The 14,215-nt window shown below is 63.5% G+C and carries 14 protein-coding genes; 8 read left to right on the top strand and 6 right to left on the bottom strand.

All coding sequences use genetic code 11. The features are described 5' to 3' along the window. Positions 1-14: 14 nt before the first annotated feature. Positions 15-650, top strand: coding sequence for a TetR/AcrR family transcriptional regulator (locus LG385_RS15250; RefSeq protein ID WP_181115146.1), 636 nt, complete (start codon positions 15-17; stop codon positions 648-650). Positions 651-736: 86 nt separating this feature from the next. Here LG385_RS15250 and LG385_RS15245 read toward each other — a convergent pair whose 3' ends face one another. Further along, entirely contained in the window at positions 737-1,144 is a 408-nt protein-coding gene (locus tag LG385_RS15245) for a hypothetical protein (RefSeq protein ID WP_225774982.1), read from the bottom strand. Positions 1,145-1,240: 96 nt separating this feature from the next. On the opposite strand from LG385_RS15245, the gene dinG reads away from it, so the two are divergent. From dinG to LG385_RS15220, 5 genes are all read left to right on the top strand, one after another. Then, positions 1,241-3,385, top strand: a complete 2,145-nt coding sequence (dinG, locus tag LG385_RS15240; RefSeq protein ID WP_181118838.1) for an ATP-dependent DNA helicase DinG — start codon at positions 1,241-1,243, stop codon at positions 3,383-3,385. A 96-nt stretch (positions 3,386-3,481) separates the two neighbouring features. Beyond that, entirely contained in the window at positions 3,482-4,627 is a 1,146-nt protein-coding gene (locus tag LG385_RS15235; protein WP_225774981.1) for a serine hydrolase domain-containing protein, read from the top strand. A gap of 109 nt (positions 4,628-4,736) precedes the next feature. Beyond that, positions 4,737-5,747: an OmpA family protein gene (locus tag LG385_RS15230; protein ID WP_225774980.1), complete on the top strand. Its 1,011-nt coding sequence runs from the start codon at positions 4,737-4,739 to the stop codon at positions 5,745-5,747. 13 nt (positions 5,748-5,760) lie between these two features. Beyond that, positions 5,761-6,408, top strand: a complete 648-nt coding sequence (gene pdxH / locus LG385_RS15225) for a pyridoxamine 5'-phosphate oxidase (RefSeq protein ID WP_225774979.1) — start codon at positions 5,761-5,763, stop codon at positions 6,406-6,408. A 79-nt stretch (positions 6,409-6,487) separates the two neighbouring features. Then, positions 6,488-6,952 carry a glycine zipper 2TM domain-containing protein gene (locus LG385_RS15220; RefSeq protein WP_225774978.1) on the top strand — a complete coding sequence of 155 codons (465 nt, stop codon included), beginning with the start codon at positions 6,488-6,490 and terminating at the stop codon, positions 6,950-6,952. 40 nt (positions 6,953-6,992) lie between these two features. Here LG385_RS15220 and nhaA read toward each other — a convergent pair whose 3' ends face one another. Continuing rightward, complete coding sequence (gene nhaA / locus LG385_RS15215) at positions 6,993-8,180, bottom strand: Na+/H+ antiporter NhaA (protein WP_225774977.1); 1,188 nt, start codon at positions 8,178-8,180, stop codon at positions 6,993-6,995. A 202-nt stretch (positions 8,181-8,382) separates the two neighbouring features. On the opposite strand from nhaA, the gene LG385_RS15210 reads away from it, so the two are divergent. Then, positions 8,383-9,474, top strand: a complete 1,092-nt coding sequence (locus LG385_RS15210) for a PLP-dependent cysteine synthase family protein (RefSeq protein WP_225774976.1) — start codon at positions 8,383-8,385, stop codon at positions 9,472-9,474. A gap of 6 nt (positions 9,475-9,480) precedes the next feature. Here the strand turns inward: LG385_RS15210 and LG385_RS15205 are convergent, their stop codons facing one another. From LG385_RS15205 to LG385_RS15195, 3 genes are all read right to left on the bottom strand, one after another. Next, a complete protein-coding gene (locus LG385_RS15205) occupies positions 9,481-11,088 on the bottom strand; it encodes an NAD(P)/FAD-dependent oxidoreductase (protein ID WP_225774975.1) in 1,608 nt (535 codons plus the stop codon). Positions 11,089-11,188: 100 nt separating this feature from the next. Continuing rightward, complete coding sequence (locus tag LG385_RS15200; RefSeq protein ID WP_225774974.1) at positions 11,189-11,863, bottom strand: hypothetical protein; 675 nt, start codon at positions 11,861-11,863, stop codon at positions 11,189-11,191. A gap of 52 nt (positions 11,864-11,915) precedes the next feature. Next, a complete protein-coding gene (locus LG385_RS15195) occupies positions 11,916-12,518 on the bottom strand; it encodes a short chain dehydrogenase (RefSeq protein ID WP_225776254.1) in 603 nt (200 codons plus the stop codon). A 94-nt stretch (positions 12,519-12,612) separates the two neighbouring features. Here LG385_RS15195 and LG385_RS15190 point away from each other — a divergent pair, with 94 nt between their 5' ends. Then, the gene (locus tag LG385_RS15190; RefSeq protein WP_225774973.1) at positions 12,613-13,506 is read left to right on the top strand and encodes a LysR family transcriptional regulator; all 894 of its coding nucleotides are present in this window, start codon (positions 12,613-12,615) and stop codon (positions 13,504-13,506) included. Between the two features lie 7 nt (positions 13,507-13,513). On the opposite strand, the gene LG385_RS15185 is transcribed toward LG385_RS15190, so the two are convergent. Beyond that, positions 13,514-14,215, bottom strand: a complete 702-nt coding sequence (locus LG385_RS15185; protein WP_225774972.1) for an ABC transporter ATP-binding protein — start codon at positions 14,213-14,215, stop codon at positions 13,514-13,516.

Raw genomic sequence — 14,215 nt, 5'->3', positions numbered from 1 at the left:
GCCCCGGTCCGTGTATGCAGAAAGAACCTAGAAAGGTCCGCGAATTCCGCCGTAGGGAACAGGAAATCCTCGACACGGCGCTCAAACTGTTTCTGGAACAGGGCGAAGACAGCGTGACCGTGGAGATGATCGCCGATGCGGTGGGTATCGGCAAAGGGACCATCTACAAGCATTTCAAATCCAAGGCCGAAATCTACCTGCGGCTGATGCTTGATTATGAGCGTGACCTCAACGGCCTGTTGCACTCCGCCGACGTGGACCGTGACAAGGAAGCACTGTCGCGCGCGTATTTCGAGTTCCGCATGCGCGACCCACAGCGCTACCGGCTGTTCGACCGGCTGGAAGAGAAGGTGGTGAAGGGCAACCAGGTACCGGAAATGGTCACCGAGCTGCACAGCATTCGGGCGTCCAACTTCGATCGGCTCACTCAGTTGATCAAGGGCCGTATCGATGAAGGCAAGCTCGAAGACGTACCGCCGTACTTTCATTACTGCGCCTCATGGGCGCTGGTGCATGGCGCCGTAGCGCTCTATCACTCGCCGTTCTGGAGCAATGTGCTGGAGGACCAGGAAGGGTTTTTCCAGTTCCTCATGGACATCGGCGTACGGATGGGCAACAAGCGCAAGCGCGACGGTGACGGGCCAGCCTGAACGGCGCTCGCTCTCTTGCATCCGCCAATACGGCTCTGTAGCAGCCCGCCTTGGCGGCGACCAGCCCGGCAGGGCTGCTCCAATCGCTACCCTGCCATTCCCACCGCCGTACCCACCCCCAGCAGCACTGCCGCCGCGACCAACTGCCAGCGCACGATACGCGCCAGGTAAACAGCGCCTTGGCCGTCAGCGGCGGCCAGTTCTCCAGCGCGCAACAGGCTTACCCGGGCCAGCAATGCGCCCGCCGCAAGGGTAGCGCCCAGTTGCCACTGCACCGGCCGAGGCGCGGTCTCCAGGCTGGGAAAGTGGCTTTTGAACCATGCGACCAGGCAGCCGGCTGATACTGCCAGGCAGGCCCAGGCAAACCCGCAGGTGCGGCGCAGCCGTAGCGGTTGGCGTACGTAAATGGCGCCATACACCAGTGCCAGGCAGCACGCAGCGGCTGCCGCGGCAAGCGCGAGCGGGGCGTTGAAATGAAAAGTTGTCGAGTTCATCGGACTTTCGGTCGGCGCCTCAGGCAATAGCGGGTATGATAGCGACCTTCCCGAACTACTGATAATCCATCCAGCCCTTTGGGCCGCTCGGACTCCATGCTCAGCACTGAACTCAAATCAACCATCCAGGGCGCCTATAGCCGTTTTCTCGAGGCCAAGGGGCTCAAGGCCCGTTATGGCCAACGCCTGATGATCGCCGAGGTGGCCAAGGCGCTGGGCGCCGTCCCGTGCGACGAGGAGGGGCGGCGCGTGGGCGAACCGGCCGTGGTTGCGGTCGAGGCAGGCACGGGTACCGGTAAAACCGTGGCGTACAGCCTGGCGGCCATTCCTGCCGCCAAGGCTGCTGGCAAGCGGCTGGTGATCGCAACCGCTACCGTGGCCCTGCAGGAACAGATCGTCCACAAGGACCTCCCGGACATCATGCGCAATGCCGGGCTCAACTTCACCTTCGCGCTGGCCAAGGGGCGCGGGCGCTATCTGTGCCTGTCCAAGCTCGATGCCCTGCTGCAGGAAGGGCAGGCGCAGAACGCCACCGCCCAGCTGTTCGAGGACGAAGGCTTTGCCATCGACGTGGACGAGGCCAGCCTCAAGCTGTTCACCAAGATGATCGAGAAGCTGGCCGGCAACCGTTGGGACGGTGACCGTGACAGCTGGCCCGAGGCGTTGGAAGATCCTGTCTGGGCGCGCCTTACCACCGACCATAGCCAGTGCACCAACCGCCATTGCCCGAACTTCCAGCAGTGCACCTTCTTCAAGGCGCGGGAAGGCATGGGCAAGGTAGATGTGATCGTCACCAACCATGACATGGTTCTGGCCGACCTCGCGCTGGGCGGCGGCGCCGTACTGCCAGACCCGAAAGACACACTCTATGTGTTCGACGAAGGGCATCACCTGCCGGACAAAGCCATCGGCCACTTTGCCCATTTCACGCGGCTGCGCTCAACGGCTGACTGGCTTGAGCAAACGGCTCGCAACCTCACCAAGCTGCTCGCCCAGCATCCTTTGCCCGGTGACCTCGGCAAACTGATCGAGCAAGTGCCGGAGCTGGCCCGCGAGCTCAAGGCACAAATGCAGTTCATGTACGGCGCCTGCGAGCAACTGGCAGACTTCCGGCCCGGCGAAGACATGGAAGGCCGCGAACGGCCACGGCATCGGTTCGTGGGCGGGCTGGTGCCCGAGCATATCCGCGAGATGGGCCTGGAGCTGAAAAAAGGCTTCGCCCGGCTCACCGACCTCTATACCCGCCTGGCCGAGTTGCTCAAGGAAGGGATGGAAGGCGAGGTGAATATCGGGATTGCCAGCCACCAGGCAGAGGAATGGTACCCGCTGTTCGGCACGCTGCTCGCCCGCGCGCAGGGCAGCTGGGAGCTGTGGGTCGCCTTCACCGCCGAGGATCCGGAAGGCAGCCCGCCCATGGCACGCTGGCTCACCCTGGTGGAAGCCGGTTCGCTGTACGACCTCGAAGTGAACGCCAGCCCTATCCTTGCCGCGGAAATGCTGCGCCGCAATCTCTGGAATGTGGCTTTCGGCGCGGTGGTGACCTCCGCCACGCTGACCGCGCTGGGCCGCTTCGACCGTTTCCGCATGCGCGCCGGGCTACCCAGGGATGCCGTCACGGCCGTGGTCCCCAGCCCGTTCCATCATGCCGACGCAGGGGTGCTGCGGGTGCCAGACCTACGCGCCGACCCACGTGACGCCGCCGCCCATACCGCCGCGATCATCCGTGAGCTTCCCGGGCTGGTCGAAGGCTCGCGGGGCTCGCTCGTTCTGTTCTCGTCCCGCCGGCAAATGCAGGACGTTTTCGACGGGCTGGACCGTGAATGGCGCCGGCAGGTGTTCATTCAGGGCAACCTCTCCAAGCAGGAAACCTTGAACAAGCACAAGGCGCGCGTCGACGACGGGGAAAGCAGCGTATTGTTCGGCCTCGCCAGCTTTGCCGAGGGCGTCGACCTTCCCGGGGCCTACTGCGAGCACGTAGTGATCGCGAAAATACCCTTCGCGGTGCCCGACGACCCCGTGGAAGCAGCGTTGGCTGAATGGATCGAGGCGCGCGGGGGGAACCCGTTCATGGAAATCGCCGTACCGGACGCGTCCCTGCGCCTGATTCAGGCCTGCGGCCGCTTGCTGCGCACCGAGCAGGACCGCGGAATGATCACCTTGCTGGACCGTCGCGTGGTTACTCAGCGCTATGGCAAGGCCATTCTCGATGCATTACCGCCGTTTCGCCGGGAAATCGGCTAGCAGGCGCCCGCCGAACGCCCTGCCGATTCCCTTCACAAAGCCGTGAATGGCTGAAACAATGCCAAACCATTTTTGCCGAACCCACCGGGAGCTTCTGTGCTAGTCAAAGGCCATTATTCGCTGGAATTCGAAACGGTGCGCGATACGTTCGCCGCGCTGTTCGAGGATCGCCAGGAGCGTGGAGCGGCCTTGTGCGTGCAGGTAAACGGCGAAACGGTGGTCGACCTGTGGGGCGGCACCAGCGACAAGGACGGCACCGAGGCCTGGCACAGCGATACGCTGGTGAACCTCTTCTCATGCACCAAAACCCTCACGGCAGTGGCAGCACTGCAACTGGCCGCCGAGGGCAAGCTCGCTCTGGACGCCCCCGTGGCGCAGTACTGGCCTGAATTTGCCGTGAACGGCAAGGCGTCGATTACCGTGCGCCAGCTCTTGTGCCACCGGGCCGGCCTGCCGGCGCTGCGCGACCTTTTGCCGGCAGAGGCGTTGTATGACTGGCCGGTGATGACCGCGGCGTTGGCGGCGGAGCGCCCCTGGTTCGAGCCGGGGACTGCCCACGGCTATGCGGCGATCACCTACGGCTGGCTGCTTGGAGAGGTGATCCGGCGAGTGGACGGGCGTTCGCCCGGTCGTGCGATCGTGGACCGGGTAGTGGCACCGCTGGGCCTGGACTTCCATATCGGCCTTAGCGACAGCGAATTCCATCGCGTCGCCCACGTGGCTCGCGGCAAAGGCAACCCGGGAGACGCCGCCGCCCAGCGCTTGCTTCAGGTGACGCTGCGCGAGCCAGAAGCGCTGAGCACGCGGGCCTTTACCAATCCACCTTCCATTCTCACCAGCACCAATAAACCCGAATGGCGCCGCATGGAGCAGCCCGCTGCGAACGGCCACGGCAACGCTCGAAGCCTTGCGGGTTTTTACCAGGGCCTGCTTGAGGGGCAATTACTGGACGGCGAGTGGCTCGACGAGCTCACTCGTGAACATAGCCAGGGCGACGACCTTACCTTGCTCACCCCAACGCGTTTCGGTCTGGGGTGTATGCTCGACCAGCCAACGCTGGCCAACGCGACCTTCGGGATGGGGCCAGGTGCGTTCGGGCATCCCGGCGCTGGCGGCTCGGTGGGTTTCGCCGACCCGCACACCGGCGTGGCGTTCGGCTTCGTCACCAATACCCTAGGCCCCTATATATTGATGGACCCGCGTGCGCAAAAACTCGCGCGCGCGGTCGCCCAGTGCCTGTAGTGCGACACGACCGACGGTAGCTCACTGGCGCTGGAATGTTCTACCATCCAATCAACGATTTATGTGGGTTTTCTAACCCGATTTATTGACTCCACTTTCCGGATCGACCATGTACGCCAAGAAGACTCTCGCTTTCGCCTTGTGCCTGGCCATTACAGGCTGTGCCCACACCTCGCAGGAAGCTCCCTCCAAAGCGGATGCGGGCTGGTGGCCCTTCGGCCGGGAGGAAGCTGCCAAGGAAGTGGCCAAGGACAATGGCGTAGAACAGGCCGTACAGGATCGGGTGGCAAAGGCCGAGGCGGCCTCCGATGCCAAGGCAGCCAGCGAAGGTCATTGGTGGTGGCCGTTCGGCGGTGAAGCGAAAGCTCAGGCTGCGGCAGTCAATCCCAAGGGCGCTCCGGCGGCGGCCATCGCTGCTGCCGCGAAAGTCGATCCAGCGGTCACCAAGGCCTGGCTGGATGCCTATGAGCCCAAGCTGCGCGAAGCGATCAAAGGCAGCAAGTTCCAGCTCGAGCGCCATGACGACATGCTGGTAGTCACCGCACCGGTGGACGGTTCGTTCAACCCGGACCGCCCGGCCATGCTGCTGCCGGTCTCCCTTGCGCCCATTACCAATGTGGCCAAGGCGCTGGAAGGTGACAGCAAGACTTCGGTGCTGATCCTTGGCCATGCCGACGGCACCGGCGCGGCCGATGCCAACAAAAAGGTGAGCCTCGAGCGGGCGCAGTCCGTGGCGGCGATCTTCCGCCTCAGCGGCCTGCAGCGTAACCGCCTCAGCCTGCGCGGCATGGGTTCGGTAGTGCCGCGTGCCGCCAACGACAGCCCGGCGGGCCGTGCGCTGAACCGTCGTGTGGAAATGCTGGTAACGCCGGAAAGCGGCATGGCCACGCTGATGGCCAAGTATGATCAGCCTACCCCGGTGGCTGCCGCTATCGTTGCCCTGCAGGACGTGAAGGCCGTTCCGGACGCACCGGCAGCCACCTCCGCGGCCCCTGCCAAGAAAGCCACTGCAAGCAAGAAGGCCAGCAAGCCGGCTGCCGTGGCGGCGAAGAAAAAGCCAGCGGCCAAGAAGGCTGCCGCGGTGAAGAAACCTGCCGCAGACCAGCAAGCCAAGAACTGAGCGGGCCGCGACGATGAGTAAATCCCTGGCGGACATGCGCCGTGACTATACCCGGGATGGGTTGACCGAGAGCGAAGCTCCCGCCGACCCGCTGGTTTTGTTCCGCAAATGGTTCGACGAGGCCGTGCACACCGAGCAACTGCCGGTTGAAGCCAATGCCATGACCCTGGCAACCGTGGACAGTGAGGGGCGCCCTCATTGCCGTGTTTTGCTGCTCAAGGGTATGGACGACCAAGGGTTTACGTTCTTCACCAACTACGAGAGCGCCAAGGGCCAGCACCTGGCGCTCAATGCCTTCGCTGCCATGACCTTTTTCTGGCCTACCCTCGAGCGCCAGGTGCGCATCGAGGGCAGGGCGTTGAAAGTGGCGGCTGCCGAGTCCGAGGCGTACTACCAGGTGCGCCCGCTGGGCAGCCAGATCGGGGCGTGGGCATCGCCGCAAAGCCGGCCCATTACGGGCCGGGCAGAGCTGGAAAACCTTCTGGAAGTGACCCGCCAGCGCTTTGGCGATATCCCGCCCAGCTGCCCCGAGCACTGGGGCGGCTACCGTCTGGTTCCCGACCGGATCGAGTTCTGGCAGGGGCGCCCCAGCCGCCTGCATGATCGCCTGGATTACCGCTCGCACCAGGGTGCCTGGAATCGTCAGCGCCTGGCGCCCTGACCCCTTCAAAACCCTTCGGTTTCGTGACACGCTTCGTAGGACGGCGTCTAATAGCCGTCTGTCCTACGGAGTGTGATCCATGCGTAATTCTGTTGTTCTCGCCAGCTGCTTCACCGCCATGACCGTTCTGCTGAGCGGCTGTGCATCCAGCCTCACCGGCGACACGTATTCCCGTGATGAGGCCCGCCGCGTGCAAACCGTGCGCATGGGCACCATCGAATCCCTGCGGCCCGTGAAGATCGAAGGGACCAAGACGCCTATCGGTACCGGCGCTGGCGCCATCGTGGGTGGCGTGGCAGGCAGCACCGTTGGCGGTGGCCGCGGCAGCATCGTTGCGGCGGTAATCGGGGCAGTGGCGGGTGGGCTGCTCGGTTCGGCAAGCGAAGAAGGCCTGACCCGAACCCAGGGCGTTGAAATCACCGTACGCGAAGACGACGGCAGCACCCGCGCCTATGTGCAGCAGGTTCAGGAAAATGAAGTGTTCCGCGTAGGTGAGCGCGTGCGCATCATGACCGTGGACGGTACCAGCCGCGTCAGCCACTGATACCGTTGGGGCGTTCAGGGGCCGATTCAGGCCCCTCGGATCAAGAAGCTCCCGGCGATTTTTGGCTGGTAAGGGCCATGATCAGGTAACCACCCACCGCCGCCAGGAACGAACCGGTAAGGATGCCCATTCGATCCTGGCCGGCATAGACGCTGGTGGACGCATCGAAAGCCAGTGAGCCCACGAAAATGCTCATGGTAAAGCCAATGCCGCACAGCACGGCCACTCCCAGCAGCTGGCCCCAGTTGGCCCCGGCCGGCAGCGCTGCCAGCCGTAGCTTGACCGCCAGCCAGGTAAGCCCGAACACGCCGATGGTCTTGCCCGCAAGCAGCCCCAGTGTGATCCCCAGCGGCACCGGATGGGTGAAGCTTTCGAGGGTCATACCGGCCAGGGGAATCCCTGCATTGGCGAAGGCGAACAGCGGCAGAATGGCATAGGCCACCCACGGGTGAAGCGCATGTTCAAGCCGAAGCAGTGGGGGCTCAGCGTTTTCCTTCTCTCCCCGCAGCGGGATGAACATTGCCAGCGCTACCCCGGCCAGGGTGGCGTGTACGCCGCTTTTGAGCACGCACACCCACAACACGATACCGATCAGCAGGTAAGGCGCAAGGTGCCTGACATTAGCGCGGTTCAACCCGAACAGTGCCAACAGGCAGCCCGCGGCAAGCATCAGCGCGGTGCTGGAGAGCGTGCCAGAATAAAACAGCGCGATGATCACGATCGCGCCCAGGTCGTCGATAATGGCCAGGGTCATCAGGAACAGCTTGAGCGAGGAGGGCACCCGTTTGCCCAGCAACGCGAGTACGCCCAGGGCGAAGGCAATGTCCGTGGCGGTGGGGATGGCCCAGCCCGCCGCAGCGGCGGGCTCCTGATAGTTCAATGCCCAGTAGATGAGCGCGGGGACTACCATGCCGCCGATGGCGGCGGCACCGGGCAGGATGACCTGGGAAGGTTTGGCCAGGTGGCCCTGTAACATTTCGCGTTTCACCTCCAGGCCGATCAGCAGGAAAAACAGCGCCATCAAGGCGTCGTTGATCCAAAGCAGCAGTGGCTTGGCGAGCTCCAGCGGGCCGATCTTCAGCCATACCGGTATGTCCAGAAAAGCTTGGTAGCCCGCTGAAGCGGCCGAGTTGTTGGCCACAAGGGCAACGACGGCAGCGATGATCAACAGCAGGCCGCCAGTAGCTTCCATCGCGAAGAATTTGCGCAGCGAGAGGCGTACGGACAAGGGCTCCCTCCTTGGTCGTGTGTGGAAAGGAGGCGTACCCTAACCTGCAGTGGCCGCCCGGCAAACAAAAAGTATAAGCTTATAACCGTTTTAAAGTAGCCGCGGCCCCCGCACTCCGTGGCTTTGCGGACTATTCCAATAATGAGTTTCCGTTTGTGTCGGCTGGCTTGAGTCAGCGGCGGCACGCCAAAGGGTTTTATTCATGACCGACCGTAACTGGGGCCTGGACGCCATCCGCTTGATCGAGGCCGATTTCCAGCGCAGCGCCGACACTCACCTGATCCCCTTCGCGCTACCTGGGTTCCCGGGCATCGACCTTTATTTCAAGGACGAGTCCAGCCACCCGACCGGAAGCCTCAAGCACCGGCTGGCCCGCTCGCTGTTCCTCTACGCCCTGTGTAACGGTTGGCTCAAACCCGGCAAGCCCGTAATCGAAGCGTCAAGTGGGTCGACGGCCATTTCCGAGGCTTACTTCGCGCGCTTGCTGGGGCTGCCTTTTATCGCGGTGATGCCGGCCTCGACCTCCCAGGTGAAGATAGATCAGATCGCCTTTTATGGCGGCAAGAGCCACTTGGTGGACGACCCTACGCAAATCCACCAGGCATCGCTGGAGCTGGCGGCCGAGACTGGTGGGCATTTCATGGACCAGTTCCTGTATGCCGAGCGGGCCACGGACTGGCGCGCCAACAACAACATCGCCGAGTCGATCTTCCAGCAGATGCGCCTTGAGCGCCATCCCGAGCCCGACTGGCTGGTGTCCAGCCCCGGCACCGGGGGCACAGTTGCCACCCTTGGCCGCTATGTGCGTTATCGCCAGCACCGTAGCCGCGTGTTGTGCGCCGACGCCGAGCGGTCAGTGTTCTTCGAGGCTTACCGCAGCGGTAACCGTGAGCTCACATTGCCCCATGGCTCGCGTATCGAAGGTATCGGGCGGCCACGGGTAGAACCTTCGTTCATGCCGGGCGTGATCGACAGCATGGTGAAGGTGCCCGACGTACTGTCGCTGGCGGCCATGCATTACCTCAGCGAGCACCTGGGGCGGCGGGTAGGGGCGTCCAGTGGCACCAACCTGGTGGGCGCGCTGGCCGCCGCCGCGCTGATGCGGAACGAACGGCGCCATGGGTCTATCGTGACCCTGTTGTGCGACAGCGGCGAGCGTTACGTAAGCACGTATTACAACGCGGGATGGCTGGCCGGCCAGGGCCTGGACCTGGCCGAATCACTGGCAGCCATCAGGGATGTGGTGGAGCAGGGTGCGCCGCTGCCAGCATCCGTGCTGGCCCACCATGGGTGAAGGGCGTCAGGCGCCCAGCATGTCTCGTGCCACGGCCTCGGCGATTCGAATGCCGTCCACGCCAGCGGAGAGGATACCGCCCGCATAGCCAGCACCTTCCCCGGCCGGGAACAAGCCCTTGAGGTTCAGGCTCTGGAAACTTTCGTCCCGGGTAATGCGCAGCGGAGAGGAGGTGCGGGTTTCGATCCCGGTCAGCACTGCGTCGTGCATGCTATAGCCCTTGATCTGGCGGTCGAAGGCCGGCAGCGCTTCACGGATGGCCTCGATGGCGAAAGCCGGCAGGGAAGCCGCAAGGTCCACCAGCGCCACGCCGGGCTTGTAGGAAGGCTCGACGCTGCCCAGGGCGGTCGAAGCACGGCCCGCGATGAAATCCCCCACCAGTTGCCCGGGCGCGTGGTAGCTGCTGCCCCCCATTACGTAAGCGGCAGCTTCGAGCTGTTCCTGCAGCTCGATGCCGGCCAGCGGGCCGCCGGGGTAGTCCTGCTCGGGCGAAATACCTACTACCAGGCCGGAGTTGGCATTGCGCTCGTTGCGCGAATACTGGCTCATGCCGTTGGTGACCACACGGCCTGGCTCGGAGGTGGCCGCGACCACGGTGCCGCCTGGGCACATGCAGAAGCTGTATACCGAGCGGCCGTTGCTGGCGTGATACACCAACTTGTAATCGGCCGCGCCTAGCTTGGGGTGCCCTGCATATTTGCCCAGGCGGGCCTTGTCAATGACCGACTGCGGGTGCTCGATCCGGAAGCCGACCGAGAACGGCTTGGCTTCCATGTACACACCACGCGCGTGGAGCATGCGGAAGGTGTCACGGGCGCTGTGGCCCAGTGCGAGCACCACGTGGCGGGACAGCAATTGCTCGCCATTCGCAAGTTCCACACCTTGCACCTGCCCGCCTTCGATCAGCAGGTCGCTGACCTTGGATTCGAAACGGATCTCACCGCCGAGGGCGATGATTTCCTGCCGCATGTTTTCCACCATGCCGGTGAGCCGGAAGGTGCCGATGTGGGGCTTGTTCACGTAGAGGATTTCTTCCGGCGCGCCGGCCTTCACGAACTCTTCCAGGACCTTGCGGCCATGGTGTTGCGGGTCACGAATCTGGCTGTACAGCTTGCCGTCCGAAAAGGTGCCCGCACCGCCTTCGCCGAATTGCACGTTGGATTCGGGGTTCAGCTCGGCCTTGCGCCACAGGCCCCAAGTGTCCTTGGTGCGCTGGCGCACTTCCTTGCCTCGCTCCAGCACGACCGGCCTGAAGCCCATTTGTGCCAGCAACAACGCGGCGAAGATGCCGCACGGGCCGAAGCCTACTACCAATGGGCGCTGTTCCAGCGCTGCAGGGGCCTGGCCAACGAAGCGGTAGGCCATGTCCGGGGCGATCACAACGTTATGATCGCCAGCGAAGCGCTCCAGCACGGCGGCTTCGTTGGCAACGGTCACGTCCACCGCATAGATGAACAGCAGCTCAGAGTTCTTTTTACGGGCGTCGTAGCTGCGCTTGAAAATGGTGAACGCCAACAGGTCTTCGTTGGCAATGCTCAACCGCTGGACAATGGCCTGACGCAAGGCGTCGTCAGTGTGATCCAGGGGGAGTTTGAGTTCGGTAATTCGTAACATGGTGGGTCCAGTGGCCGGCCGCGCTGTCGCGGCGCTAATGCAAGCCGGCGATTATACCCGCTCACGGCGCCGCGGCCACAGGTGCACCCGCCGCGCGGCCTTACTGGCCTTGCGCACCACCAGGGTAGGCGCAGCCACGCTGCACCTGATCCCGCAGCCGCAGCTCGGCGCTGAGGAAGGTCACCCGAGTGCCGTCTACGCAGCGCTGGGGAGCAATCCATAGCTCGATCCGTTGATGGTTCGCTTCGCTGCTCAAGCTGGTGCCACCACCGGGTATCTGCTCCTGCATGTAAGGCACGGCGAGATCGGGCTGGCCTTCACGTTGCACTTTCATTCCGTTGGGGCTCACCCGCACTCCCCATTCGGGGCCATGACCCTGCGCGTAATAAGCGCTGAGCTTGAAGTTCGGGTCCTTGCAGCCGCCACTGGCGCGTTCCATGCGATACAGAGTTTGCAGGTTCAAATCGCCTGCGCTGCCTTCCACGGTATTGCCATCGAAGCGTCCGCGGACATCGGCGAACAATGCGCCCGAGCCATCGCCCAACGCGGCGGCTTCTTCGGCGATGCCGGTATTGCCGTTATCATTCACCTTGAACGTTCGCGATGAGTCGCACGGGGTGAACACCAATCCATCCTCTGCCGCGGTCAAGGTGCCCTGCATGCGGGTCTGCCCTGACAGCTCGGCTGGCGCGTCATCCCCCATGAAATCGAACAGTTGGCAACCGGCGAACAGGGGTAGCAGGGTGGCGAGCAGCAAGGGGCGAACAGCGTGCATCAGGTGGCCTCCATCAAACGGTCGGCCACGTTAACACGTAATTCTGCCGCGCTTAGTAACCGACGCGGTACGTTTGCCCGGTTTGTCGGCCCTCGACACTGCGCGCGTAGGCCAGCGCGACGTCGGCACCCGTTGCGGGTTTGAACCCCCGGAAGTAGGGCCCGTACGACGGCAAGGCTTCTAGCAGCACTGTGGGGCTTACCGAGTTGACGCGCAGGCCGCGAGGCAGCTCGATGGCGGCGCCGCGCACGAACGCGTCCAGTGCCCCGTTTACCATGGCCGCACTGGCGCCGCTGGCAATCGGCGCTTCGCTGAGAATCCCGCTAGTGAGGGTGAATGAGCCGCCGTCGTTGAGCGCGGCCTGGCCCAGCATTACCAGGTTCACCTGGCCCATGAGCTTGTTACGAAGGCCCAGTTCGAAATCCTCGGGGGTCATCTCTGGCAGGGCCTTGAATACCACCTGGCCGGCCGCGCAGATCACGGCGTCTACCGTTCCCACCTTTCGGTACAGCGCACTAATGGACGCCGGGTCAGTGATATCCACGCGAACGTCGCCGTGGCTTCGGCCGGCGCGAATCAGCTCATGGCGCGGCCCCAACTCTTGCTCGATAGCAGTGCCTACCGTGCCGCTTGCACCGATCAACAGGATTTCCATAAGTGTCCCCTCTGTGAGTGAAGTCACACTCTACGCCTGGCGTTGGGTGGGATAACCTACCGAATAAATCATCTACTGTTTCTGTGAGGAAACAATGAGCACCACGGAAGACCTGTGTGCGTTTGCGGTACTGATAAGCGAGGGCTCCTTCACGCGCGCCGCCCAACAGTTGGGCTGGAGCAAAGGGCAGCTGTCCAAGCGCGTCAGCGAAATGGAACGCGCGTGTGGTGTGCAGTTGATTCATCGCACTACCCGTCGGCTAGGGCTCACCGCAGCCGGCGCGGCGCTATTGCCCCAGGCCCAGGCGTTGCTCGAGCAAAGCGAGCGTGCCAGGCAAACGCTGGCTGGGCTGCGGGACGATACTGCTGGGCTGGTTCGGCTCACGTTGCCAGTGTCGGTAGGGGAGGCGGTGTTTCAGCCCTTGTTCGGCTTCCTGCAGCGGGACTACCCCAACCTTCAAGTGGAAGTCGACCTTTCCAACAGTTACCGCGACTTGCTGCGGGAGGGCTTTGACCTCGCTGTCCGCGACCATGTGGGCACGGAAGAGCGGCTGGTAGCCCTGCCGTTTCTGCATATGGAAGAAGTGACCTGCGCCGCGCCGGGCTATGTTGCCGCGCATGGCAGCCCTGCTTCACCGCAAGCCCTGCAGGCCCATGCATGCCTGTTGCATAGCCATGCAAGCCATCCTGAACGCTGGAGCTTCCATGTGGCTCATCAACCCTGCGAGGTGCAGGTGAATGGCCCGGTGCGGACCAACCATTACACGTTGCTGCGCCACGCCGCGCTGGCGGGTGCCGGCATCGCGCGCCTGCCTGCGTACCTGATCGCGCAGGACCTGGCCGAAGGTCGGCTGGTGCGGTTGTTGAGTGGCTACAAGGCGCGGCGCCTACCGTTGTATCTCGTGCATGGCTATACCGCAGGCTTGCCCCGGCGGGTAAAGGTAGTCGCCGATTGGCTCGGCGCCTGGGGGGCAGGCGCCGAGCAATAGTCGCTGGTCAGCCGCCGAGGTAGGCGTCGCGCACTTTCGGGTCGGTAAGCAGTGCCTCGCCCGTGCCGGTCATGACCACCCGGCCGTTTTCCAGCACGTAGGCACGATCCGCCACCTTCAGCGCCTGGTTGGCATTCTGCTCCACCAGGAAGACTGTCACCCCATCACGCCGCAGTTGCTCGATGATGTCGAAGATCTGCTGAATGATGATCGGTGCCAGCCCCAGTGAGGGCTCGTCGAGCAGCAGTAATTTCGGCTTGCTCATCAGGGCGCGGCCGATGGCGAGCATTTGCTGCTCGCCGCCGGACATGGTCCCGCCCCGCTGGTTGTAGCGCTCCTTGAGCCGAGGGAACAACTGCAGCACTTTGTCCAGTTGGGCCTGGTAGTCGCCTTTCTCGGTGAAGAACCCACCCATGGCAAGGTTTTCCTCGACGGTAAGCCGGGCGAACACCCGGCGCCCTTCAGGTACCACGGCAATACTCTTGCGCATGATCTGCGCCGAATCCAGCCCAACCAGCTCCTCGCCCAGGTAGCGAATGCTGCCCGACTGCGCCCGCGGCGAGCCGCACAGGGTCATCAGCAACGTCGACTTGCCAGCGCCATTGGCACCGATGAGCGTGACGATCTCGCCTTGATTGATCTCCACGTTGACCGAGTGCAAGGCCTGGATCTTGCCGTAGAAGGTCGATACGTTCTCGAAACGCAGCAT

It is taken from the genome of Pseudomonas sp. Marseille-Q5115 (assembly GCF_916618905.1).
GTDB classification, from domain to species: domain Bacteria; phylum Pseudomonadota; class Gammaproteobacteria; order Pseudomonadales; family Pseudomonadaceae; genus Aquipseudomonas; species Aquipseudomonas japonica_A.
The sequence above is the reverse complement of the archived record's forward strand: the minus strand, read 5'-3'. Positions and strand labels throughout refer to the sequence as shown.